We start from the raw sequence: 24,689 nt of genomic DNA, 5'->3' as shown, positions 1-24,689 counted from the left end.
CCGGTGGAGCATCACTCCACGTCGCCGTCGGGCTCGGGCAGCAGCGGCAGCCGGACCCGGAAGGTCGCCCCGCCCCCAGGCGTCCCGTCCACCTCGACCGTGCCCTGGTGGGCGGTGACCAGCGCGGCGACGATGGCCAGCCCCAGGCCGGTGCTGGTGATCCCGCTGGCCCGGCGGGTCCGGGCCGCGTCGGCCCGGTAGAACCGTTCGAAGACCCGCTCGGCCTGCTCCGGGGCGAGCCCCGGGCCGGTGTCCGCCACCTCCACCACGGCCAGGTTGCCGGTCTCGGAGCGCAGCCGCAGGGTCACCGACGCCTCCGGCGGGGTGTGGGTAAGCGCGTTGGTCATCAGGTTGCCGATCACCTGCCGCAGGCGGGCGTCGTCGGCGTACACCACGAGCGGGCCGGAGCCCGGAGCGATCTCCAGCTCGATGCGCCGCTCCGGGGCGACCACCCGGGCGGCCTCGACCGCCTCTGAGGCGAGCACCGGCAGCTCCACCGGGGCCAGCGACAGCGGGCGCTCCCGGTCCAGCCGGGCCAGCAGCAGCAGGTCCTCCACGAGCAGCCCCATCCGGGCCGCCTCGTCCTCGATGCGGCGCAGCAGGTCGGCGGTCTGTTCCGGGGCGCGGGCCGCCCCCTGCCGGTACAGCTCGGCGAAGCCCCGGATGGTGGTCAGCGGGGTCCGCAGCTCGTGCGAGGCGTCCGCGACGAACTGCCGCATCCGCTCCTCCGACCGGCGGGCGCGGGCCTCGGACGCCAGCGCGGCGTGCGCCGCGTCCCGGGCACCCGCCTCCGCCGTACGGGCGGCCATCTCCGAGGCGGCGCGGGCGGTGAAGGCGGCCTCGATCTGGGCCAGCATCGCGTTCAGCGCCCGGGAGAGCCGGCCCAGCTCGGAGGTGGCGCACTCCTGCCCCTCCTCCGGGTCGGGCACCCGGCGGGTCAGATCGCCACCGGCGATCGCGGCGGCGGTGCGTTCGATCTCCACGAGTGGTTTCAGGCTGGTGCGCACGATGGCCGCGCCGACCGAGGCGAGCAGGATCAGCACCGCCCCACCGACCAGCATGTCTATCCAGATCAACCGCTTCACGGCCAGGTCGACGTCGGTGAGGTGCTGTCCGACGGCGAGCACCCGGCCGTCGGAGAGTTCCCGGTAGAGCATCCGCCACCGTTCCCGGCCGTCCTGGGACCGGACCGTGAACGGATCGCCCTCGTCACCCCGGAATCCGGCCACGTCGGCGGGAACCGGTGGCAGGTCGTCCGGTTCGAGGGCCGGGTCGTACCCGATGAACCGGGAGCCGTCGCCGTCGGCGAGGGCGACCACGTAGTCGGTGGGCAGGGTGGCCCTGGCCAGCCCGCTCTCCAGGTTGGGCAGCGCCCGGCCGACCTGGACGCTTGCCGACTGCAACTCCCCGTCGACCTGCCCGATCAGGTACTCGCGCAGGAAGTACGTGGTCAGCGAGCTGATCACCACGAGGGCGACGGCGACCAGGGTGAGCACCGCCGCGACCAGCTTGACCCGCAGCGGGACGCTCCGGATCCGCCCTTTCGCCTCGTCGAGCGGGCTCACGCCGCCGGCTTGCGCAGGACGTAGCCCACGCCGCGCAGGGTGTGGATCAGGCGGGGCTGGGTGTTGTCCACCTTCCGGCGCAGATAGGAGATGTAGGACTCGACGATGTTGTCGTCGCCCCGGAAGTCGTAGTTCCACACGTGGTCGAGGATCTGCGCCTTGGACAGCACCCGGTTGGCGTTGAGCATCAGGTAACGCAGCAGCTTGAACTCGGTAGGCGAGAGCTGCACCCGCTGCCCGGCCCGGTGCACCTCGTGGGTCTCCTCGTCCAGCTCCAGGTCGGCGAAGGTGAGCCGGGACGGGGCCTGCTCGCCGGTCGCGGTGCGCCGCAGCACCGCCCGGATCCGGGCGGTCAGCTCCTCCAGGCTGAACGGCTTGGTGACGTAGTCGTCGCCGCCCAGGGTGAGCCCACGGATCTTGTCGTCGGTCGCGTCCCGGGCGGTCAGGAACACCACAGGGGTACGCGTGCCGCCCTCGCGGAGCATCCGGATGACCTCGAAGCCGTCCAGGTCGGGCAGCATCACGTCGAGCACCACCAGGTCGGGCCGGTGGTCCTTGGCCGCGTGCAGGGCCGCGCTGCCACTGGTGGCGGTCGCCACGTCGAACCCCGCGAAGCGGAGACTGGCGGAGAGTAGTTCGAGGATGTTGGGATCGTCCTCGACGACGAGCAGTCGCGCCTCGGTATGGGTAGCGGCCATGCCGGCCATCATCCGTGACGTCGCTGCGCCGGCGCTGGATGCTCGCTGGAAAAACCCTGTGAAGCCGTGAACCGGCCCGCGCCGCCGTGCCCGGCCGCCGCCAGCACGCCAGCCTGCGCAGCCGTACGCGGCAGCCGTGCGCAACCATCAGCGCAACCGTGCACGTCGCCGCGGCCGCCAGCGCGCCGCCCACGTCAGCGCGCCGCCCACGTCAGCGCGCCGCGGCCGTCAGCGCAGCAGTCGGCGCAGCCCGTCCAGTGCGCCGTCGAGGACCCGGATCGCGGTCCGGAGCTGGGTGTCGCTGAGCCGCCCGGCCCGGACCAGCGCGCCGACCTCGACGGTGAACTCGGCCAATCGCTTGTCGAAATCGGCCAGCAGGGGGGAATCGCCCTGAGCGGGGTCCGCCGGGCGGAATGTCGAGCCGGGCGCCGGGCGGGGTGTCGGGCCGGGCACCGGGCGGTCCCAGCGGGTCTGCCGGGTCTGCCGGGTGGCCTCGCGCAGTTCGCGCTTGAGGTCGCGCACCGAGCCGCGTACCTCGGTCTGGATCTCCCCGGCCAGCGCGGACAGATCCTCCACCGAGGCGGTGATGTCGGTCTCCAGGGTGGTCACCTCGTCGGCGCGTTGGCGCAACTCGGCCCGACCGCTCTCGGTGATCTCGTAGACCTTGCGGCCACCGGCGGCGGTGTGGGTGACCAGGCCGTCGGCCTCCAGGCGTTGCAGCCGGGGATAGATGGTGCCGGCGCTCGGGGCGTAGAGGCCGAGGAAGCGCTCCTCCAGCAGCCGGATCAGTTCGTAGCCGTGCTTGGGACCGTCGTCGAGCAGCCGGAGCAGATAGAGCCGGAGCCGCCCGTGACTGAACACGGCGGTCACGGCTGCTCCTCCTGGTCGTCGTCCACCGGCCGGGCGAGCAGCGCGATGCTGCCGGAGGTCGCGGACGCCCAGAGCTTACCCTCGCCCGCGCCGAGCACCCCGTGGCTGTCCTTGACCGGTCCGATCCCGCTTGCGCCGCTGACCTGGGGGAAGCCGCTGGTGATCCGGCCGGAGGTGGTGTGCAGGTGGACGGCGAGGTCGCTGTCCTCGCGGACCCGGACGGTGATCGGCCCGGAGATGGTGGTGAGCCGGATCTCGCTGCGCCGGGGATTGTCCAGGTCGCAGGTGATCGCCCCGGAGACGGTGTTGGCGTGCACCCGGCCGGCCGCGCTCTCGGCGAGGGTCACCTCGCCGGAGACCGTGTCCAGGCTGAGCTCACCGGTCACGCCGAGCGCCTCGACCGGGCCGGAGACGACCCGTGCCCTGGTGCGCCCGGCCAGGCCCATCAGGGTGACCTGCCCGGAGGTGACGTTCACGGTGCTGTCGTTGACCAGGCCGGAGGCGACCAGCGAGCCGTCGATCAGGTGCAGGTCGGCCAGCGTGTCGGCCGGGACGGCGATGGACACCTCGGCGCGGAACCGGCGACCGAGCTGACCGAGCCACCAGAGGAGCCCGGGCCGGCGCGGGTGGCGCTCGTGCCCGACCGTGAGCACACCGTCGCGGTGTTCGACGATGAGCGGCCGGCTGCTGATCCGGGTGACGTCGACCCGGGCCGGGCCGTCCGTGCCGACCACGTTGAGCCGCCCGGTGACCAGGCGTACGTCGAGCCGGGTGACCGGCCCGTCGATGGTGAGCTGCTGTGGTCTGTCGACCTTCCAGGTGGCCATGACGTCTCCCCTCGGTGGGTCGCGGCCGGTAGCCGCGCCACTGCACGGGCAGAGCGTAACGCGATACATCGCGATAGAACAAGACTGTCGTGAGTCGCAAACCCGCCAATGCCCACCCCCGCCTCGCCCCCACCTTGATCCACTCGCGTGGGCCGATGTTGCGGCAACCAGTCACCCGGGATACCGCAACATCGGCCCACGCGAGTGGGTCAGGCTGGCGACCATGCCGGCCGGGCGGACAACCAACGCTGAAGGGACCTCTCGGCACGATGCCGAGCGGTCCCTTGGTGTATCCGCCCGGCGACCTGACCCACGCCAGCCGAGGCGTCCCCAACTCCGGCGGACGAGTATTCCTGTCCGTCATGTTTATGCCACAGCGTCATACCACCTACGCCCAGAACAGGCCGCCCTGGCCACACCCGCCAACGGGCGGACCTGCCGTCCCGCCACCGGCACACCAGCCACCGCCAGACCGCCGCCTCGATGACGCGATCCACTCACTTGGGTCGGTGTTGCGGTAACCGGTCGCCAGGACACCGCAACAACGGCCCACCCGAGTGGATCATGCCGTCGAAGCGGCCCCTTGGGTGAGACGGGTCAGGCGGCCAGACCGAGGCCCTTCCCGGCGGCCGGCGCGGACGCGGACCCGGGCAGGGCGACCACGGGCACAGCGGCCAGGGTGAGGCGGCGGGTGACCGGGCGGGGCGGGAGCAGGTGCACGACCGACTCGGCGGCCCGGGCCAGCACCCGGCGGTCCGCGCCGGGGGCCGGGTGCAGGGCGGCGGTCACCGCGACGTCCACCACCAGGTCCCGGGCGGCCAGCACCCGGCCCAACGAGCGCCACAGGGTCTCGTCGCCGAGGAAGGCGGCGGTGGTGGTCGTCGCCCCGGTGGCAGCAGAGCGGTAGCTGATCCGTATCGGCACCACCGGGGCCCCGGCGTCGATCGCCGCCTGGAACGCCGCCGGCCGGAACCCCCGGGGCGGCCGGCAGTCCGCCGAGGGGGCGACGCCGCACCAGGTCGTCCCCTCGGGGAAGACCGCGACCGGGTGACCGGCCCGCAGGGTGGCCGCGAGCCGGGCCACGGTGCGCGGCAGGTCCCGGGGACGCGACCGGTCGACGAAGACCGCGCCGGCGGCGCGGGCCAGCAGCCCCAGCAACGGCCAGGTCCGCACCTCCCGCTTGGCCAGCAGCCGGGCCGGCGCGACCGCCAGCACCGCGAGGACGTCCAGCCAGGAGACATGGTTGGCGACCAGCAGCGCCCGCCGCCGGGGCAGCCGACCGCGCACCGTCAGCCGCACGCCGAGCGCCCCGGCGGTCCCCCGGGCCCAGCCCCGGACCACCGCCGCCCGCTCCGCCGTCGGCAGCACCGGCAGCAGTACGACCACACCCACCCCGACCAGCAGCATCCCGAGCACGCCAAGCAGCCGGAGCACCCGCCGCCCTAGCGACACCTCCGTCCGCCCCGCCCCCGGCAGGCAGTCCGGGCCACAGCCGGCGGTCGGTCGCCACAGTTCGGCGCTCACCGCGTCTCCCCACCGAGGAAGTGCCGCAGGTAACGCGGGTTCATCCGGTCCAGCGAGAACAGCACGTAGAAGTCGGCGCAGCGGAAGTCCGGGTCGTACGCCGGCTCTCCGGCGATCCACGCGCCGAGCCGCAGGTAGCCGCGCAGCAGCGGTGGGACCAGCGCCCGCCCGGCGGGGCCGCCGGTGGCGGTCTCCGGTGCCGCCGCGCCCGGCTCGGCGAACCAGGGCCGCAGCGGGCGCACCCTCAGCGGCGGGGGCGCGAGGTGCCCGGCCCGGATCAGCGCCCATGCCTCGGCGGCGGCCCGGCCGCCGTCGTCGACGGGCACCGAGGCGCAGCCGCCCAGCCAGTTGGAGCCACGCAGGTGCAGGTAGCGGGTCAGTCCCGCCCACATCAGGTTGATCACCGCGCCGGAGCGGTGGTCCGGGTGGACGCAGGAGCGGCCGGTCTCGACAAGCAGGTCGCGCAGCGGGTCCAGCGCGGTCAGGTCGAACTCACCGGCGGCGTACCGGCGGTCGGTGCGGCCGGGTGGCAGCAGCCGGTAGGTGCCGACCACCGCGCCGGTGCGCTCCTCGCGGACGATCAGGTGGTCGCAGTGGACGTCGAGGTCGTCGGCGTCCAGCCCGGCGGCCCCCGGGCGCAGGGTCGCGCCGAGTTCGGTGGCGAACACCTCGTGGCGCAGGCGTTGCGCGGCCGCGACCTGGGTCGGGTCGTCGGCGATCAGCAGGGTGTATCCACTGGTCGTCAGGGGTGCGCCAGCGGCATGCAGAACAGCCATGGGACCTGTCTAGGTGCCCCGGGTTGCCTGCCGCCCGGCGAAGGGTGTCGATCCGATGAACGCCGGTCGGCGGTCCGGCCCCGCGTGTGACCTGCGGGGCAGGTGGGGCCGACGGGACGCCTGGGGTGTGTGCGAGGCTGCCTGCGGGGAAGCCGGCCACCTGGGCCGGACGGACGACGCGGCGGAGGGTTGATGATCATCGAATCCCGGTACAACGGCCCGCCCGGTTCGGGCAACGGCGGCTGGAGCGCCGGGGTCTTCGCCGAGGCGTACGGCGCGGACCGGCCCGTCGAGGTGACGCTGCGTCGCCCACCCCCGCTGGACACCCCGCTCACCCTCACCGACGGCGACGTGTACGACCCGGACGGGCACCTGGTCGCCGAGGTACGCCCGGCCGACGACCCGCCCGCCCCGGTCCCCCCGGTCGACCCGGCGACCGCGCACGCCGCCTCGGCCGGCTATCCGGGCCTGGTCGACCACCCCTTCCCCGGCTGTTACGTCTGCGGCCCGGAGCACCCCGACGGCCTGCGGATCTTTCCCGGCCGGCTGCCCGACGGGCGGACCGCCGCGCCGTGGCGGACGCCACAGCGGGTGACCGCACCGACCGCCTGGGCGGCGCTGGACTGCCCGGGTGGCTGGACGGTGATCGCCCCCGGCCGGCCGTACGTGCTGGGCCGGCTCGCCGTCGCGCTCGACACGCTGCCCGAGCCGGGTGAGCAGTGCGTGGTCACCGGTGCGGTGGTCACCGCCGAGGGCCGGCTGGCGGTGGTGCACACCAGCCTCTACGGAAGCGCCGGTGGGCTGCTCGGCCGGGCCCGCGCCACCTGGGTCGCACTGCCGCCCGCGTCTCGTCCCTGAGGACTACCGCCTCCTGCCTGAGAGGGAGCACGACCTACCGACCCGGGCTGATGGCGTAACTTGACGTCACCAGCGAGGCTGGTCAGCGGCGCATTCCGTAACGGCGCCGCAGGACGCGGTGCACGATGCGCCGCCGCACGGGAGGAGAACGATGTCCGACGGGCAGTGGAGCCCCAGCACCGGCCAGATCGTCGTGTCCGGGTTGACCAAGCAGTACAAGAACGTACGGGCGGTCGACAACCTGTCCTTCACGGTCGAGGCCGGCCGGGTGACCGGCTTCCTCGGCCCGAACGGCGCGGGCAAGACGACGACGCTACGGATGCTGTTGAACCTGGTCACCCCGACCGGTGGCACGGCGACCATCGGTGGCCAGCGGTACGCCGACCTGACCGACCCGCTGCGGCACGTGGGCGCGGTGCTGGAGGCGTCCAGCGCGCACAAGGGCCGTACCGGCATCAACCACCTGCGGGTGATCTGCGCGGCGGCCGGCCTGCCTAAGAGCCGGGCCGACGAGGCGCTGGCCCTGGTCGGGCTCACCCCGGCGGCGAAGCGCAAGTTCAAGGGTTACTCGCTGGGCATGAAGCAGCGCCTCGGCATCGCCGCCGCGATGCTCGGTGACCCCCGGGTGCTGATCCTCGACGAGCCGGCCAACGGCCTCGACCCGGAGGGCATCCGCTGGATGCGCGGCTTCCTCAAGGGTTTGGCGCACGAGGGGCGCACGGTGTTGGTCTCCAGCCACCTGCTGTCCGAGATGCAGCTCCTCGCCGACGACGTGGTGATCATCGCGGCCGGCAAGCTGATCCGGCAGGGGCCGGTGGAGCAGGTGCTCGGCTCGATGGCAGAGAGCGGCCGGGTGCGGGTGCGCACCCCGCAGGCCGAGGAGTTGACAGTGGCGCTGCGCGAGCAGTCCGCGACGGTGGAGACCGACGAGCACGGCGTGCTGCTGGTCAGCGGGGTGGACGCGCCGGCGATCGGCCGGGCCGCGCTGGCCGCCAAGGTCGAGCTGCACGAACTGACCCCGGAACGGCCCGACCTGGAACGGGTCTTCCTGGAGCTGACGGCCGGGAAGGCGGGCATCCGATGAACCTGGTCCGATCCGAGCTGTTGAAGATCCGTACCACGAGCACCTGGTGGATCTTCGGGCTGATCACGGTGCCGCTGTGGGCGCTCACCGCGCTGATCAACTGGTTGCAGACCGACGCGCTGGCCAGCAACAACTTCGGCGACGTACCGGCCGACCAGGCCGACCAGATGCAGGCCGTGCAGTCGGTGGACAGCCTGGCCGCCAACGTCTACACCAACGGGCAGTTCTTCGGCCTGATGATCGTGATGTTGCTCGGCATCATCGTGGTGACGAGCGAGTTCTTCCACCAGACGGTCACCACCACCTTCCTCACCGTGCCGCACCGGACGGCGGTGATGCTGGCCAAGCTGGCTGCCGCAGCCATCCTGGCCATGCTGTTCTGGCTGGTCACCACCGTGTTCAACCTGCTCTTCGGGGCACTGGTGATGAGCAGCGTCGACCTGGGCTCCCAGCTCGGCAGCGGCGCGGTCTGGCGGGCGACCGCGCTCAACGGCCTGGCGTACCTGCTCTGGTCGGTGCTCGGGGTCGGGATCGGGGTGCTGATCCGCAGCCAGATCGGCGCCACCGTCACCGGCATCCTGCTCTACCTGGGCGGCGCGGTCGGCGCGGCCATCGCGATCAGCATCCTGGCCGCCAAGTGGGGCGACTGGATCAACGACCTCCAGGTGCTGGTGCCGTCGCTGGCGTCGTCGCTGATGGTCAGCGGGGCCGAGATCCCGGGCAACCCGCCCCGCTGGGCGGGCGCGGTGGTCCTGATCGGGTACGCGGTGGTGGCCGGCGCGATCGGCACGCTCACCATGCGGCGGCGGGACATCTCCTGACCGACCCGCTTTCCGGACCGTTCCGGCCCGGCGTGACGACTGTCGCGCCGGGCCGGTCGGCTGTCGGGAGGTGGTCGTCGCCCTGTCCCGCTCCGGTCCCGCCTCAGGTCCGGAGGCGAAGCCCCACTCCGGTCCGGAGTCAACAGGATACGAAGAGCTGATTGACTTCCGGCATCTTCTGTGAAACCGGCCACCCGACCGAGGTGGGAATGCCTACCGTAATCTCACGGCGTAGCCTGGGAACCATCCCCCGCCCACTCGCACTTCCGGACGACGGCGGACACCGCGTGACACACAGACCCGCGTGAAAGAGGCGATTACCGGCCGTGTCGACCCAGCAGACTTCGCAGGAGAACCCACTGGCGGGTTTCGGCCCGAACGAGTGGATCGTCGAGGAGATGTACCAGCGCTACCTCGCCGACCCGTCGAGCGTCGACTCGGCCTGGCACGACTTCTTCGCCGACTACCGACCCGCCCCCGGCACCGCGACACCGCGCCCGGCCGACGGCAAGGGCACCCCGGCCGCAACGTCCGAGCCGGCCAGGCAGCAGGAACCGGCCAGGCAGCAGGAACCGGCCGGGCAGCAGGAACCGGCCGGTGGCGGCAAGACCGCCCCGGCCACCAAGGCGCCGACGGCCAGCGCGAAGCCGACCGCGACCGCGAAGCCGGCCACCGCCGCCAAGCCCACACCGGCCAAGCCCGCCGCGACCGAGAAGGCCGCCCCGGCCAAGCCGGCAGCGAAGGCACCGACGGCCAGCGCCGCCGGCACCACGCCGCTGCGCGGGGTGGCCGCCCGGATCGTGCAGAACATGGACGCCTCGCTGTCCGTGCCGACCGCCACCAGCGTGCGCGCCGTCCCGGCCAAGCTGCTCGTCGACAACCGCATCGTGATCAACAACCACCTCGCCCGGGGGCGTGGTGGCAAGGTCAGCTTCACCCACCTGATCGGCTACGCGCTGGTCCGCGCCGTGGTCGAGCACCCGGAGCTGAACAACTCCTTCGCCGAGGTCGACGGCAAGCCGGCGATGGTCCGCCCGGAGCACGTCAACCTGGGCATCGCCATCGACCTGACCAAGCCCGACGGCACCCGCAACCTGGTCGTGCCGTCCATCAAGGGCTGCGAGCAGATGGACTTCCGGCAGTTCTGGCAGGCGTACGAGGACGTGGTCCGGCGGGCCCGCCGCAACGAGCTGACCATGGAGGACTACGCCGGTACGACGATCTCGCTGACCAACCCGGGCGGCATCGGCACGGTGCACTCGATCCCCCGGCTGATGCAGGGGCAGAGCGCGATCATCGGGGTCGGCGCGATGGAGTACCCCGCGCCGTATCAGGGGATGAGCGAGGCGACCCTGGCCGAGCTGGCGGTCAGCAAGATCATCACGCTGACCAGCACCTACGACCACCGGATCATCCAGGGCGCGCAGTCCGGCGAGTTCCTCAAGGTGATGCACGAGCTGATGCTCGGCGAGCGCGGCTTCTACGACCAGATCTTCACCTCGCTGCGCATCCCGTACGAGCCGGTGCGCTGGGTGCGGGACGTGGCCGTCGACTCCGAAGGGCAGATCAACAAGACCGCCCGGGTGCACGAGCTGATCCACGCCTACCGGGTCCGGGGCCACCTGATGGCCGACACCGACCCGCTCGAGTTCGCCATCCGCAAGCACCCCGACCTGGACGTCCTCCAGCACGGGCTGACCCTGTGGGACCTGGACCGCACCTTCCCGGTCAACGGCTTCGCCGGCAAGCAGCGGATGAAGCTGCGCGAGATCCTCGGGGTGCTGCGCGACTCGTACTGCCGGCGGCTCGGCATCGAGTACATGCACATCCAGGACCCGGAGGAGCGCCGCTGGATCCAGGAGCGGATCGAGCGCCGCTACGAGAAGCCGGCCGCCGACGAGCAGAAGCACGTGCTCAACCGGCTCAACGCCGCCGAGGCGTTCGAGACCTTCCTGCAGACCAAGTACGTCGGCCAGAAGCGGTTCTCGCTGGAGGGCGGCGAGTCGCTGATCCCGCTGCTCGGCGAGGTGCTGGAGGCGTCCGCCGAGGACGGGCTGGACGAGGTCGTCATCGGCATGGCGCACCGGGGCCGGCTCAACGTGCTGGCCAACATCGTCGGCAAGCCGTACGAGAAGATCTTCTCGGAGTTCGAGGGTCACCTCGACCCGCGCTCCACCCAGGGCTCCGGCGACGTGAAGTACCACCTGGGGCAGAACGGCAAGTTCACCACCCCGGACGGCGACCACTCGGTCAAGGTCTCGGTGGTGGCGAACCCGTCGCACCTGGAGGCCGTGGACCCGGTGCTGGAGGGCATCGTCCGGGCCAAGCAGGACCGGATCGACCTCAAGCTGGAGGGCTACACCGTGCTGCCGCTGGCGGTGCACGGTGACGCCGCCTTCGCCGGGCAGGGCGTGGTCGCCGAGACGCTCAACCTGTCCCAGCTGCGCGGCTACCGCACCGGCGGCACCGTGCACGTGGTGGTCAACAACCAGGTCGGCTTCACCACCGCCCCGGAGTACAGCCGGTCCAGCCTCTACAGCACCGACGTGGCCCGGATGATCCAGGCGCCGATCTTCCACGTCAACGGCGACGACCCGGAGACCGTGGTCCGGGTCGCCCGGCTGGCCTTCGAGTACCGGCAGGCGTTCAACAAGGACGTCGTGATCGACATGGTCTGCTACCGCCGGCGCGGGCACAACGAGGGCGACGACCCCTCGATGTCCAACCCGCAGATGTACAAGATCATCGACTCGAAGCGCTCGGTCCGCAAGCTCTACACCGAGGAGCTGATCGGCCGGGGCGACATCACCGTCGAGGACGCCGAGGAGCTGCTACGCGACTACCAGTCGCAGCTGGAGCGGGTCTTCAAGGCCACCCGGGATGCCGCCACCACCCCCCGCCAGGCCACCCGACCGCGCCGCGAGGACGAGCCGGAGCCGCAGGTGGAGACCGCCACCGACGCCGCCGTGGTCAAGGCGGTAGGCGAGGCGCACGTCAACCTCCCCGAGGGCTTCACCCCGCACAAGCGGATCCAGCAGTTGCTCGACCGGCGGGCCAAGATGTCCGTCGAGGGCAACATCGACTGGGGGTACGGCGAGATCATCGCCTTCGGCTCGCTGCTGCACGACGGGGTCACCGTCCGGCTCGCCGGCCAGGACTCCCGCCGGGGCACCTTCGTCCAGCGGCACGCCTCGGTGGTCGACGCCAAGACCGGCGAGGACTACCTGCCGCTCAAGACGCTCACCGCCGACGGCGAGCGGTCCCGGTTCTTCGTGCACGACTCGCTGCTGAGCGAGTACGCCGCGATGGGCTTCGAGTACGGCTACTCGGTGGAGAACGTCAACGCGCTGGTCTGCTGGGAGGCCCAGTTCGGTGACTTCGTCAACGGCGCCCAGTCGGTGATCGACGAGTTCATCTCCTCCGGCGAGGTGAAGTGGGGTCAGCGCTCCGCGGTCACCCTGCTGCTGCCGCACGGCCACGAGGGGCAGGGCCCGGACCACACCTCCGGCCGCCCGGAGCGGTTCCTGCAGATGTGTGCCGAGGACAACATGCGGGTGGCCATCCCGACCACCCCGGCGAACTACTTCCACCTGCTGCGTCGCCAGGCCCTGTCGCCGAAGCGCAAGCCGCTCGTGGTGTTCACGCCGAAGTCGCTGCTGCGGCACAAGCTCTGCGTCAGCCCGGTGGAGGACTTCACCACAGGCACCTTCGCCCCGGTGCTGGCCGACACCGCCGCACCCGCGCCTGAGCAGGTCAAGCGGGTGCTGCTCTGCTCGGGCAAGATCTACTACGACCTGTTCTCCGCCCGCGCCGAGCGGGGTGTCACCGACACCGCGATCATCCGGATCGAGCAGCTCTACCCGCTGCCGGTGGAGGAGATCCGGGCGGCGCTCGCGGCGTACCCCAACGCGGAGGACTTCGCCTGGGTGCAGGAGGAGCCGGCCAACCAGGGGGCGTGGAGCTTCGTCGCGCTCAACCTGCTGGAGCACCTGGCCGACGTCCGGCTGCGCCGCATCTCCCGCCCCGCCGCCGCCGCCCCGGCGGTCGGCTCGGCGAAGATGCACGAGGTGGAGCAGGCCGGGCTGATCGACACCGCCCTCCCCCGCCCCTGACCGCACCAGCCCCGACCCGGTACCACCCCGGCCCGCGCCCCCTCCAGGGGCGCGGGCCGTCCCATGTCGCGGCCCGCCCCGCACCTCGCCACGCCACGTCGCACCACGCCGCACCGCACCACGCCCACCACGTCGCACCGCACCGCACCGCTCCACGCCATGGCCACGCCGCACCGCAGCTTTGGGGAGAGTTGTTGTCGCCCCAGCGACAACAACTCTCCCCAAAAGAGCTGAACCCGCTGCGCGGCGGGCGCGGCGAGTGGGGCATGGTGACCGGTGGGATCGTCCGCCACCCGGGTGGCGGAGCGCCCCCGGTCGGGAGGGATCATGTCCACTTTCCGAGTTGGTCCGAGGCACGGAACGCAGCAGTGAGGAGGCGCGGTGTACTTCACCGACCGTGGGATCGAGGAACTGGTGCAGCGGCGGGGTGACGAGCAGGTCACCCTGGAGTGGCTCGGCGAGCGGCTGCGCGACTTCGTCGACCTCAACCCCGAGTTCGAGACGCCGATCGAGCGCTTCGCCACCTGGCTGGCCCGCCTCGACGACCTCGACGAGGACTGAGCCCGGGGCGGGCATCCGCCCGCCCCGGCCCTCGTTCCCCGGGCACCATGTCGTGCCAGGGCGCGTGCGAGCCGCAGCGCGTCAACGCGGACCAACACCGCACCGCGACGCGGACCAGCACCACACCGCGACGCGGGCCGGCACCGCACCGCGACGCGGGCCGGCACCACACCGCGACGCCGACCGGCACCGCACCCCGGTCAACGCGGGCCGGCGGGGACCGGGACGGCGAGGGGTCAGCCGGTGCGGACGGCGGGTTCCAGGCCGGTGCGGCGGAGCTTCTGCCAGCCCAGCCGGCCACCGGTCACCGCGGTGACCACCGCCTGGATCATCACCAGGTACATCAACTGCCGGTAGACGAACTGCTGGAGAGGCAGGACCCACAGCACCCCCAGCTTCTCCCGGTCCAGCCGGAACGCCACCACGGCGGTGGCGGTCTGCACGCCGAGCATGACCAGCCAGGCCACCGCCGTGGCCTTGCGGTCGAGGAAGAACAGGCCGTACAGGGCCAGCAGGTCGATCACCGGCGCGAGCAGTGGCAGCAGCACCCCGAAGAGGCTGAGGAAGAACAGACACCGCCTGGTGAACCGGCCGGACGAGCCCCTGTCGAGCACCGAGCGACGGTGCTTCCACATCGCCTGCATGGTGCCGTAGCTCCACCGGTAACGCTGCTTCCAGAGCTGCCCGATGGTCGCCGGGGCCTCCGTCCAGGCGCGGGCGGTCTCCTCGTAGACCACCTTCCAGCCGGCCCGGCCCAGGGCGATGGTGATGTCGGTGTCCTCGGCCAGGGTGTCGTCGGTCATCCCCCCGGCGTAGCGCAGCGCCTCCCGCCGGAACCCGCCGATCGCCCCGGGCACCGTGGACATGCAGCGCAGCGTCTCGTAGAGCCGCCGGTCCAGGTTGAAGCCGATGACGTACTCGATGTGCTGCCACTTGGCGATCAGGCTGCGCCGGTTGCCGACCTTGACGTTGCCGGCCACCGCGCCGACCTGCGGGTCGGCGAAGGGTTGCACCAGCCGGCGGACCGCGTCGGGCTCGAAGACGGTGTCCCCGTCGACCATCACGATCAGGTCGTGCCGGGCCAGCGCCAGGCCGGTGTTCAGGGCACTGGGCTTACCGCCGTTGGGTTTGCGGACGACCCGGACGTTGGGCAGGCCGAGCGCGTCGACGATGTCCGCGGTGCCGTCGGTGGAGCCGTCGTCGACGACGACCACCTCGATCCCGCCGGGGTGGTCGCCACCGGCCAGGGAGCGGACCGCCGCGGCGATCCCCTCCTTCTCGTTGTACGCCGGGACGATCACCGACACCGGCGCGGTGACCGGTGGCCCCCAGCTCCAGCCCCTGGCCCGGCGGCGTCGGGCGTGCCGCCCGGCCAGCACGAACAGCGCGAGGGTACGACCCACGGTGAGCAGACCGACGACGACGAAGAGCCCCCCGAACACGGTAAGCATGGTGTCGGCGCCCTGCACCGCCCAGATCAGCATCCGGCCACGCCACCGGTCCCCGGCGGTGGCGACCCCTGCGGAATCCACCCGGTGGTCCGCCCCGGCGGCGGCGAAGGCGAGGTTCAACCCCTCGGTCGCGGTGACGAACCGGTACCCCCGCTGCTTCATCATCGGGATGAACCGGTCGAGGGCGGCCACGGTCTGCGCCCGGTCGCCACCGGCGTCGTGCCAGAGGGTGACGGCACCGGAGTCGCCCTCCGGGGCGGCGTTCTCGATGATCCGGTCCACCCCGGGCAGCGACCAGTCCTGGCTGTCGGTGTCGTTGAGGAACGTCAGGTAGCCCAGGTCACCGGCGGCGGTGACCACCGGCCAGTCCCGGTTGTCGATCGCACCCGGGTGGGACGAGTACGGGAACCGCACCAGCGAGGTCCGCAGGCCGGTCGCGCCCGCCACGGCGAGCTGGGTCTGGGCGTACTCCAGGCGTTGCCGCCACACCGGCAGCTCGGCAAGGTCGGGGTGGGTGAAGGTGTGCACGCCGAGCTGGTGCCCACCGTCGGCCAGGTCCCGGGCAATCCGGGGGTGCCGGGCCACCTGCGAGCCCAGCACGAAGAACGTTCCCTTGACCTGGTGGGTGTCCAGGACCCGCAGCACCTCGCGGGTCCAGACCGGGTCGGGGCCGTCGTCGAAGGTCAACGCGATGGTGCGCGGCGGCAGCCGGTAGGAGCGGACCAGCTCGCTGCTGGCACTGATGATCGGCCCACCGGTCACCACCGAGGTCGGCACCTCGCGTTGCCCGGCGGTGCTCTGCCGGCGGTCCGGGGCGAACGACGCGTTGGCGTACGCGCCGACGAGCAGCACGCCGGCCAGCAGGGTCAGCACCGTGCTCAGCAGGATCCAGCTCGGCGGCGGTACCGCCCGACGACGCCGGGCCGACCCGGTGAGGCGACGGCGGGTCGGCGGGACGACCGGCTCAGCCATCGGCACGGGCGTCGTCGACCCGGCCGGACAGCAGGTCGGGCAGGGCTGGCGGTTCGCCGGTCGGGTCCGGCGGGTCGGGCGTGGTGGCTTCCGGGACGGTGCGGGTCGGTCGGGGCGACGTCGACGAGGTCGCCGGGCTGCGGCTCGGCGAACGGGTGGCGCTGGGCGACCGCGAGGGGGTGGCGGTGGGCGAGACGGCCGGGGACGGGGTGGCCGGGACGACGGCGGGCGCGCTCGCCCTCGGCGTACGCGTGGCGACCGTCGTGGGCACGGCGGCTGCGGCGGCCGGAGTGGTGGCCGTGGTGGTGAGCGCCTCGGCCTGCGGCGACGACGACCGCTCGGGCTGCTCGACCTCGTCCACGAAAGGGAGGACCGTGTGCGGCTCGATGCCGCCCGCGAAGCTGACCCCCACCAGCCCGGTGTAGACCAGACCCACCAGCCCGAGGGTGTACGCGAGCCAGCGCAGCCGGGAGTGGCGTCTGCCGCTGGGGTCGACGAAGACCGGGGTCAGCTCGGGCACCGCGGCGATCAGCGCGGTGGGACCGTCGGCCGGGCTGATCACCACGGTCGGCCCGTCGGTCGGGGCGGCCGGTCTGATCGGGGTGGCCGAGCCGACGGGGATGCCGGCGGTCCGGCGTCGCACCACCGGGTGGGCCGCCCTCGGCTGAATCTCGGTGGGCCCATCGAAATTCGTCACGGGATCGATACACTTTGGACCAACAGTCGACCGACCGCCGATTGCACCCACCGGCATCGATCTCCGGTTCGGCACGTTATTGCTGCTCAGGCGGTCGGCAGTCATGGGATGCGAGTCTAGGCACGAGGATCGCTCAGCTCCCAGTGCGTCCCACGAATGAGACTCTGATCGCATCCTCGACGCCGACCCGCGCCGTCGGAGGTAGCGGTTCGGGGCGAAGGTCCCGGGCGGCGGACGACATGATCTCCTAGGGTGGTGGCGTGGCCCGCAGCGTCTACCTGACCAGCGTGGGGTCCGGCGGGGGTAAGTCGACCATCGCCCTCGGCCTCGCGGAACTCCTCTCCCGGCAGGTCGAGCGGATCGGCGTGTTCCGGCCGCTGGTCTCCGACGCCGGCCCCGACCCGATCCTCGCCCTGCTGCACGACCGCTACCGGATCGACCTGCCCGAGGCCGACCTGACCGGCACCACGTACGCGGAGGCGGCGGCCCTGGTCGCCGACGGGCGGCGGGAGGAGCTGATCTCCCGGATCGTCGAGCGGTATCGGGCGGTGGAACGACGCTGCCCGGCGGTCGTCGTGGTGGGCAGCGACTTCGCCGACGGCGGGGACGGCGCCGGCCCCCGGGAACTCGCCTTCAACGCCCGGCTGGCCACCGAGTTCGGCAGCGTGGTGGTGCCGGTGGTGGACGGCTTCGGGCAGCAACCGGAGACGACCGCGGCCACGGCGCGGGGGGCGTACCACGATCTGGTGGACCTGGGCGCGACGGTGCTGGCGGTGATCGCCAACCGGGTGACCGGGGCGCTGACCCTGCCGGAGCTGCCGGTCCCCACGTACGCCATCCCGGAGGTGCCGAGCGTGTCGGCGCCGACGGTGGCCGAGGTGGCGGCGGCCCTCGACGCCACCCTGCTGGCCGGGGACGACGCGGCCCTCGGTCGGGACGTGCTCGACTACGTGGTCGGCGCGGCGCACGTGCCGATCCTGCTCGACCACCTGACCGAGGGGGCGCTGGTGATCACCCCCGGTGACCGGGCCGACCTGCTGGTCGCGGCGAGCACCGCGCACGTCGCCGGGCAGGTCTCGCTGGCCGGGGTGGTGCTCACCCTCGGCGAGCAGCCCGACCCCCGGGCGATGCGCCTGGTCGAGCGGCTCAACACCGGCTTCGCCGTGCTCTCGGTGACGAGCGACAGCTACGACACGGTCGAGGCGTCCAGCCACATCGAGGGGCGGCCCGGCCCGGCCAACCCGCGCAAGGTCGAGGCCGCGCTCGGCGCGTTCGAGGGCCACGTGGACACCGTCGACCTGGCCCGCCGGCTGCGGGTCAGCCGCTCCGAGCGGGTCACCCCGCTGATGTTCGAGTACGACCTGATCGACCGGGCCCGCGCCGACCGCCGCCGGCTGGTGCTGCCGGAGGGCACCGACGAGCGCATCCTGCGGGCGACCGAGATCCTGCTCCGCCGGGGAGTGGCCGAGCTGACCCTGCTCGGCCGTCCGGACGAGGTGGCCCGCCGCACCCGGGAGCTGGGCATCGACCTCACCGGCGCGGAGGTGGTCGACCCGGCCGGGAGCGGCTGGCGGGACGAGTTCGCCACCCGGTACGCGGAACTGCGCGCCCACCGGGGCGTCACAGTCGAGTCGGCGTACGACATCGTGGCCCAGCCCAACTACTTCGGCACCATGATGGTGGCCACCGGGCACGCCGACGGGATGGTCTCCGGGGCCACCCACACCACGGCCGCCACCATCCGCCCCGCCTTCGAGATCATCCGTACCGTGCCGGGCGTCTCGGTGGCGTCGAGCGTGTTCTTCATGCTGCTCGCCGACCGGGTGCTGGTCTATGGCGACTGCGCGGTCAACCCCGACCCGGACGCCGCCCAGCTCGCCGACATCGCCATCTCCTCGGCCGACACGGCGGCCCGGTTCGGCATCGAGCCCCGGGTGGCGATGCTGTCCTACTCGACCGGGGACTCCGGCGCGGGGGCCGACGTGGAGAAGGTCGCCGCCGCCACCAGGCTGGTCCGCGAGCGCCGGCCCGACCTGCTGGTCGAGGGGCCGATCCAGTACGACGCAGCGATCGACCCGCAGGTCGCGGCGACCAAGCTGCCGCAGAGCACTGTCGCCGGACGGGCCACCGTGTTCGTCTTCCCGGACCTCAACACCGGCAACAACACCTACAAGGCGGTGCAGCGGTCGGCGGGGGCGGTGGCCGTCGGGCCGGTGATGCAGGGCCTGCGCCGGCCGGTCAACGACCTGTCCCGGGGCGCGAGGGTCGCCGACATCGTCAACACGGTGGCGATCACCGCCATCCAGGCGGCCGGATCGCCGGAGGAGGGGTCGTGACCGACCGGGTGCTGGTACTCAACTGCGGGTCGTCGTCGGTGAAGTACCGGCTCTACGACGGGGAGTCGACGGTCGACTCCGGCACCGTCGAGCGGGTCGGCGAGCCGGGCGGCGGACCGGCCGACCACGCCACCGCCGTCCGGGACATCCTGGGTCGGCTCGACCTGACCGGGTTGACCGCCGTCGGGCACCGGGTGGTGCACGGCGGCCGACGGTTCAGCGCCCCGGTCCGGATCGACGACGCGGTCTTCGCCGCGATCGAGGAGCTGGTGCCGCTGGCCCCGCTGCACAACCCGGCCAACCTGGCCGGCATCGAGGTCACCCGGGAGCTGCTGCCGGACGTCGCCCAGGTGGCGGTCTTCGACACCGCGTTCCACCACACCCTGCCCGAGGCCGCCGCCACCTACGCCATCGACCTGGCCACCGCCCGCCGCCACGACATCCGCCGGTACGGCTTCCACGGCACCTCCCACGCGTACGTGTCGAAGCGCACCGCCGAGCTGCTGGACCGGCCGTACGACCGGCTGCGCACGATCAGCCTGCACCTGGGCAACGGGGCGAGCGCCTGCGCCGTGGACGGCGGACGCAGCGTGGCCACCTCGATGGGGATGTCCCCGCTCGAAGGGCTGGTGATGGGCACCCGCAGCGGTGACCTCGACCCGACCGTCATCTTCCACCTGCGCCGCGAAGGCGGGCTGAGCGTCGACGAGATCGACGACCTGCTCAACCACCGCAGCGGGCTGCTCGGGCTGACCGGGGCCAACGACATGCGGGAGGTGCTGTCCCGCCGGGCCGCTGCCGACCCGGCCGCCATCCTCGCCTTCGACGTCTACTGCCGGCGGATCACCGGCTACGTCGGGGCGTACTACGCACTGCTGGGCCGGGTGGACGCGGTCACCTTCACCGCCGGGGTGGGCGAGCACTCCCCCGAGGTGCGGGCCGCCGCCCTGGCCGGGCTGGACCGGCTCGGCATCGCCGTCGACCCGGAGCGCAACGCCGGCACCGGGGACCGGGTGATCTCCCCGGCCGGCGCGGAGGTGAGCATCTGCGTGGTCGGCACCGACGAGGAGCGGGAGATCGCCCGGCAGACCCGCGCGGTGCTGGCCGACGCGAGCTGACGGGTGGGGGCTGACCGACCGGGGAGCTGACCACCATCGGTCCGGACGGCGGGGCCGCACCGGCCGCCGACCGCCTACCGTCGAGGGATGGGGGTGAGACGGCTGGGCGCCGTGCTGTTGGCCGCGCTGCTCGCCGGTTGTGGCCCGGCCACCGCCGCCACCGAGGCACCACCGCCGGCCCGACACGCCCCGGACCAGGCCCGGCCGGTCGCGGTCCGCACCCTCACCGTCGACCCGTCCGGGCCGCGTCCGCTGCCGGTGACGCTCTGGTACCCGACCGAGCGCGGTCGGGTCGCCTCGGGCCGGTTCCCGGTGGTGGTGCACAGCCACGGCCTGCGCAGCCTGCCCGAGTTGCACGCCGCGCTGGCCACCCGGTGGGCCGCCGCCGGGTTCGTGGTGGCCGCGCCGACCTACCCGTACACCAGCCGGCGGGCGGCCCGGTTCAGTCGCGCCGACGTCCGCAACCAGCCCGCCGACGCCTGGCGGGTGATCCGGCACCTGGTCCGGCTGAACGCCCGTGCCGGTGACCCGTTGGCCGGGCACCTGGACGTCGGCCGGTTCGCCGCGACGGGCCACTCGGCGGGCGGGTTCACCACCGCAGGCATGTTCACCTCCGGCCACTCGGCCCGGCTGCGCTCCGGCGTGATCATCGCCGGGGGCGGGCTGGCCGGGGCCTTCGCCGGGCCGACCGCCCCGCTGCTCTTCGTGCACGGCACCGCCGACCCGGTGGTGCCGTTGACCGTCGGTCAGGCCGGTTACCAGCGGGCGACCGGCCCGAAGGCGTTCCTGAGTCTGCTCGGGCAGGGCCACGGCGACTACCTGATCCCGGGCCGGCCCGGCTTCGACGAGTTCCTCGCCACCACCACCGACTTCCTGCGCTGGACCCTCTACGACGACCGGGACGCCGGCCGCCGGCTGCGTACCGACGCCGCCCGCCCCGGCGTCACCACCTTCGACGACCGGTTGACCGACGACGGACGGTGACCGCCGCCCCGACGCGGGCGTCCACCGGGCCGCGACGAAGACGTCCACGGGCCGTGACGAGGACGTCCACCGGGGGTGCGACGGGCCGTAGCCGGCCGGGTAGCCCGACCAGCAGGGCACAATCGGGTTCATGTTCCGTCGCCGTACCCCGGTCCTGCTGACCACCGCGCTGCTCGCCACCGGCCTCGTCGGCTGCTCGGCCCAGGCTCCCGCCCGCACCGAGGCCCCGCCGGAGCCGCCGAAGGCCACCACGCCGGCACCGCGCGTTCCCGCCGGGACCGCGCCGGCCGAGGCGTTCGCGGTCGGCGTACGACAGCTGAAGCTGAACCGGGGTGGCGACCGCCCGCTGCCGGTGACCCTCTGGTACCCGGCCCGGGGCACCGCCGGTGAGGCGGCGCGACGCGACGCGACGGCGGCGACAGGGCGGTTCCCGGTGGTGGCGTTCAGCCACGGCCTCGACGGGCGACCCGTCGACTACCAGGTGCTGCTGACCCGCTGGGCGGCGGCCGGTTTCGTGGTGGCCGCACCGACCTTCCCGCACACCGGCAAGGGCGGCGACGGCAGCGTCCTCGACGTGCTCAACCAGCCCGCCGACGTGTCGTACGTGCTGGACAAGGTGCTGGCGCTGGACGCGAAGGCCGGTGACCCGCTGCGCGGCCGGCTGGCAACCGACCGGGTGGCGGCGGCCGGGCACTCGGCCGGCGGGGTGACCACCATCGGCCTGTTCACCACCGGCCGGGACGAACGGCTCGACGCCGGGGTGGTCTTCGCCGGGACCGGGCTGGGCGTGGGCACCGCCTTCGCCGGGGCCGCCGCCCCGCAGCTCTTCGTGCACGGTCAGGCCGACGAGGTGGTCGACTACGCCGCCGGCAAGGCCGTCTTCGACGCGGTGCCCTGGCCCAAGGCGATGCTCAGCCTGCCCCGGGGCGACCACGGTCGGGCGCTGCTCGGTGACGGCCCGGCCCTGCGGGTGGTCTCCGACACCACGATCGAGTTCCTCCGCTGGACCCTCTACGGCGACCGGGCCGCCAAGGGCCGGCTCCCCGCCTCGGCCGCCCGGGGCGACGTCGCCACCCTCGACGACCGACTCTGAGCGCTCCCACCGTCGCCGCCCGACCCGCCCGGTCGACCCGCCCGGCAGTCCCGACCAGGCCGGGTACGACTGTCAGCTGGTGTGGTCGACGACGACCTTGCCGAAGACCTCGTCGGAGTGCAGCCGGGCGAAGGCGTCGGCCACCCGGCTGAACGGGACCACGCTGTCCACCACCGGGCGTACCTCGTGCTCGGCGCAGAAGGCGAGCAGCTCGGTCAGCTCGTCCGGGGTGCCCATCGAGGTGCCGAGGATCTCCAGCTGCATGGCGAAGACCCGGCGCAGGTTCACCGCCGGCAGGTGGCCGGAGGTCGCGCCGGCGACCACGATCCGGGCCATCGGGGCGGCCGACTTCAACGAGTGGTCGAAGGTGGCCGCGCCGACAGTTTCGACCACCACGTCGACCCGCTCCGGCAGCCGGGCACCGGGTTCCAGCGCGGTCGCCCCCAGCGCGGCGATGCGTTCCCGCTTGCCGGCGTCGCGGCTGGTGGCGTACACCCGTTTGCCGAGCGCCACGCCCAGCGCGACCGCCGCGGTGGCGACGCCGCCACCGGCCCCCTGCACCAGCACCGACTCGCCGTCGGCGACCCGGCCCCGGGTGGTGAGCATCCGCCAGGCGGTGAGCCAGGCGGTCGGCAGGCAGGCCGCGTCGGTCGCCGACAGGCCGCTCGGCAGCGGCAACAGGTTCGCCCGGGGTACCGCCACTCGCTCGGCGAGGGTGCCCTGGTAGTGCTCGGAGAGGATGGAGACGCCGCGCGGGTCGCCGGGGGTGGGCAGCACCGAGTAGACGACCACCTCGTTGCCGTCCGGGTCGGTGCCGACCGCGTCACAGCCGAGGATCATCGGCAGCTGAGCGTCGGCGAGCCCGACCCCCTTGAGCGACCACAGGTCGTGGTGGTTGAGCGAGCTGGCCCTGACCTGCACGGTCACCCAGTCGTCCTCCGGGTGGGCGGGCTCGGGACGGTCGCCGACGGTGAGCGCGGCGAGCGGGTTGTCGGCGTCGAACCGGGAGGCATAGGCGGCACGCATGATCCGCACCGTAACAGCGCGACGATCGTTCACGAAGGGTCCGGCCCGGCCTGTTCCGCCCGCGCACGCCGCCGGCAGGCGCGGGTGGCGCACCGCTGGTCGGCGGTGCGCCGCGCGTCGGCTCAGGCGCGGGCGACGCCATCGTGGCGGGCCGCCTCGGCGACCGCCGCCGCCACCGCCGGGGCGACCCGGGGGTCGAGCGGGGAGGGCACGATGGCGTCCGCGCTGAGCGACCCGTCGACCACCCGGGCGATCGCGTCGGCGGCGGCCACCTTCATCCCGTCGGTGATCCGGGTGGCCCGCGCGTCCAGCGCACCCCGGAACACCCCGGGGAAGGCGAGCACGTTGTTGATCTGGTTGGGGTAGTCGCTGCGCCCGGTGGCGACCACCGCCGCGTGCCGGGCAGCCACCTCGGGGTCCACCTCGGGCTGGGGGTTGGCCAGCGCGAAGACGATGCCGCCGGGGGCCATGCCGGCGACCGCCGCCTCGGGAATCCGGCCGCCGGAGACGCCGATCAGCACGTCCGCGCCGCGCAGCGCCTCGGTGACGTCGCCCCGGCGGCCCTCGGCGTTGGTGGTCTCGGCGAGGTGCGCCTTGGTCTCGGTCAGATCGGGCCGGTGCCGGCCGATGACGCCCCGGGAGTCGCAGACCACCACCTGCTCGGGATCCACTCCCCCGGCGACCAGCATGTGGGTGACCGCGATCCCGGCGGCGCCGGCCCCGCTCACCGTCACCCGCAGGTCACCGAGCTTGCGGTGGAGCAGGGTCGCCGCGTTGCGCAACGCGGCCAGCACCACGATGGCGGTGCCGTGCTGGTCGTCGTGGAAGACCGGGATGGGCAGCGCCTCGTCGAGCCGCCGTTCCACCTCGAAGCAGCGCGGCGCGCTGATGTCCTCCAGGTTGATCCCGCCGAACGACGGGGCGAGGGCCCGCACGGTCGCCACGATCTCGTCGACGTCCTGGGTGTCCAGGCAGATCGGCACCGCGTCCACCCCGGCGAACTGCTTGAACAGCACCGCCTTGCCCTCCATCACCGGCAGCGCCGCGCGCGGGCCGATGTTGCCGAGCCCGAGCACGGCGGAGCCGTCGGTGACGACCGCGACGACGTGCGACACCCAGGTGTAGTCGTCGACCAGGGCCGGGTCGGCGGCGATCGCCTCGCACACCCGGGCCACCCCCGGGGTGTACGCGAGGGAGAGGTCCTCCCGGCTGGTCAGCGGGACGGTCGAGGCGACGGCCAGCTTGCCGCCGAGGTGCAACCGGAAGACGGGATCAGCGGGATCCACGGTGGATGCAGACATGGTGACTCCAGGATC

At 73.1% G+C, this 24,689-nt stretch carries 19 protein-coding genes; 9 read left to right on the top strand and 10 right to left on the bottom strand.

Annotated elements, in window-relative coordinates; translation table 11 throughout:
- Positions 1-11: 11 nt before the first annotated feature.
- The 6 genes from OHQ87_RS30050 to OHQ87_RS30025 all read right to left on the bottom strand — a co-directional run bounded on the left by OHQ87_RS30050 (position 12) and on the right by OHQ87_RS30025 (position 6,260).
- The gene (locus tag OHQ87_RS30050; RefSeq protein ID WP_328343354.1) at positions 12-1,565 is read right to left on the bottom strand and encodes a sensor histidine kinase; all 1,554 of its coding nucleotides are present in this window, start codon (positions 1,563-1,565) and stop codon (positions 12-14) included.
- Positions 1,562-2,263 carry a response regulator transcription factor gene (locus tag OHQ87_RS30045; RefSeq protein ID WP_107160940.1) on the bottom strand — a complete coding sequence of 234 codons (702 nt, stop codon included), beginning with the start codon at positions 2,261-2,263 and terminating at the stop codon, positions 1,562-1,564. The genes OHQ87_RS30050 and OHQ87_RS30045 overlap by 4 nt, the downstream gene beginning before the upstream one ends.
- 228 nt (positions 2,264-2,491) lie before the next feature.
- Positions 2,492-3,133: a PadR family transcriptional regulator gene (locus OHQ87_RS30040; protein WP_328343350.1), complete on the bottom strand. Its 642-nt coding sequence runs from the start codon at positions 3,131-3,133 to the stop codon at positions 2,492-2,494.
- Positions 3,130-3,960, bottom strand: a complete 831-nt coding sequence (locus OHQ87_RS30035; RefSeq protein ID WP_328343348.1) for a DUF4097 family beta strand repeat-containing protein — start codon at positions 3,958-3,960, stop codon at positions 3,130-3,132. The genes OHQ87_RS30040 and OHQ87_RS30035 overlap by 4 nt, the downstream gene beginning before the upstream one ends.
- Positions 3,961-4,557: 597 nt before the next feature.
- Positions 4,558-5,484, bottom strand: a complete 927-nt coding sequence (locus OHQ87_RS30030) for a lysophospholipid acyltransferase family protein (protein ID WP_328343347.1) — start codon at positions 5,482-5,484, stop codon at positions 4,558-4,560.
- Positions 5,481-6,260 carry a GNAT family N-acetyltransferase gene (locus tag OHQ87_RS30025; protein ID WP_328343346.1) on the bottom strand — a complete coding sequence of 260 codons (780 nt, stop codon included), beginning with the start codon at positions 6,258-6,260 and terminating at the stop codon, positions 5,481-5,483. The genes OHQ87_RS30030 and OHQ87_RS30025 overlap by 4 nt, the downstream gene beginning before the upstream one ends.
- Before the next feature lie 192 nt (positions 6,261-6,452).
- Between OHQ87_RS30025 and OHQ87_RS30020 the strand changes: the two genes are divergently transcribed.
- The 5 genes from OHQ87_RS30020 to OHQ87_RS30000 all read left to right on the top strand — a co-directional run bounded on the left by OHQ87_RS30020 (position 6,453) and on the right by OHQ87_RS30000 (position 13,696).
- Entirely contained in the window at positions 6,453-7,118 is a 666-nt protein-coding gene (locus OHQ87_RS30020; protein ID WP_328343344.1) for a hypothetical protein, read from the top strand.
- 151 nt (positions 7,119-7,269) lie between these two features.
- Positions 7,270-8,202 carry an ABC transporter ATP-binding protein gene (locus OHQ87_RS30015; protein WP_328343342.1) on the top strand — a complete coding sequence of 311 codons (933 nt, stop codon included), beginning with the start codon at positions 7,270-7,272 and terminating at the stop codon, positions 8,200-8,202.
- The gene (locus tag OHQ87_RS30010) at positions 8,199-9,023 is read left to right on the top strand and encodes an ABC transporter permease (protein ID WP_328343340.1); all 825 of its coding nucleotides are present in this window, start codon (positions 8,199-8,201) and stop codon (positions 9,021-9,023) included. The genes OHQ87_RS30015 and OHQ87_RS30010 overlap by 4 nt, the downstream gene beginning before the upstream one ends.
- Positions 9,024-9,349: 326 nt before the next feature.
- Positions 9,350-13,135, top strand: coding sequence for a multifunctional oxoglutarate decarboxylase/oxoglutarate dehydrogenase thiamine pyrophosphate-binding subunit/dihydrolipoyllysine-residue succinyltransferase subunit (locus tag OHQ87_RS30005; RefSeq protein WP_328343338.1), 3,786 nt, complete (start codon positions 9,350-9,352; stop codon positions 13,133-13,135).
- Positions 13,136-13,516: 381 nt separating this feature from the next.
- Positions 13,517-13,696, top strand: coding sequence for a DUF6104 family protein (locus tag OHQ87_RS30000; RefSeq protein ID WP_091241170.1), 180 nt, complete (start codon positions 13,517-13,519; stop codon positions 13,694-13,696).
- Between the two features lie 236 nt (positions 13,697-13,932).
- On the opposite strand, the gene OHQ87_RS29995 is transcribed toward OHQ87_RS30000, so the two are convergent.
- Both OHQ87_RS29995 and OHQ87_RS29990 read right to left on the bottom strand, forming a co-directional pair.
- On the bottom strand, positions 13,933-16,119 hold the full coding sequence (locus OHQ87_RS29995; protein ID WP_328343334.1) for a bifunctional polysaccharide deacetylase/glycosyltransferase family 2 protein: 2,187 nt from the start codon (positions 16,117-16,119) through the stop codon (positions 13,933-13,935).
- Positions 16,112-16,816 (bottom strand): hypothetical protein, encoded by a 705-nt coding sequence (locus OHQ87_RS29990; RefSeq protein WP_328343333.1) that lies wholly within the window; start codon positions 16,814-16,816, stop codon positions 16,112-16,114. Before OHQ87_RS29990 ends, OHQ87_RS29995 begins: the two co-directional genes overlap by 8 nt.
- Before the next feature lie 260 nt (positions 16,817-17,076).
- Between OHQ87_RS29990 and pta the strand changes: the two genes are divergently transcribed.
- The 4 genes from pta to OHQ87_RS29970 all read left to right on the top strand — a co-directional run bounded on the left by pta (position 17,077) and on the right by OHQ87_RS29970 (position 22,347).
- Entirely contained in the window at positions 17,077-19,152 is a 2,076-nt protein-coding gene (gene pta / locus OHQ87_RS29985; protein WP_328343331.1) for a phosphate acetyltransferase, read from the top strand.
- Positions 19,149-20,270 (top strand): acetate/propionate family kinase, encoded by a 1,122-nt coding sequence (locus OHQ87_RS29980; RefSeq protein WP_328343329.1) that lies wholly within the window; start codon positions 19,149-19,151, stop codon positions 20,268-20,270. The genes pta and OHQ87_RS29980 overlap by 4 nt, the downstream gene beginning before the upstream one ends.
- Positions 20,271-20,357: 87 nt before the next feature.
- The gene (locus OHQ87_RS29975) at positions 20,358-21,254 is read left to right on the top strand and encodes an alpha/beta hydrolase family protein (RefSeq protein WP_328343327.1); all 897 of its coding nucleotides are present in this window, start codon (positions 20,358-20,360) and stop codon (positions 21,252-21,254) included.
- Positions 21,255-21,384: 130 nt separating this feature from the next.
- Entirely contained in the window at positions 21,385-22,347 is a 963-nt protein-coding gene (locus tag OHQ87_RS29970; RefSeq protein WP_328343325.1) for an alpha/beta hydrolase family protein, read from the top strand.
- Positions 22,348-22,419: 72 nt separating this feature from the next.
- Here OHQ87_RS29970 and OHQ87_RS29965 read toward each other — a convergent pair whose 3' ends face one another.
- Together OHQ87_RS29965 and OHQ87_RS29960 are read right to left on the bottom strand one after the other, a co-directional pair.
- On the bottom strand, positions 22,420-23,382 hold the full coding sequence (locus OHQ87_RS29965) for a zinc-binding dehydrogenase (protein WP_328343324.1): 963 nt from the start codon (positions 23,380-23,382) through the stop codon (positions 22,420-22,422).
- A gap of 113 nt (positions 23,383-23,495) precedes the next feature.
- A complete protein-coding gene (locus OHQ87_RS29960) occupies positions 23,496-24,674 on the bottom strand; it encodes an NAD(P)-dependent malic enzyme (RefSeq protein ID WP_328343322.1) in 1,179 nt (392 codons plus the stop codon).
- Positions 24,675-24,689 lie beyond the last annotated feature (15 nt).

Source organism: Micromonospora sp. NBC_00421 (assembly GCF_036017915.1).
Taxonomy (GTDB): Bacteria; Actinomycetota; Actinomycetes; order Mycobacteriales; family Micromonosporaceae; genus Micromonospora.
This window is presented reverse-complemented; position numbering and strand designations above follow the sequence as displayed.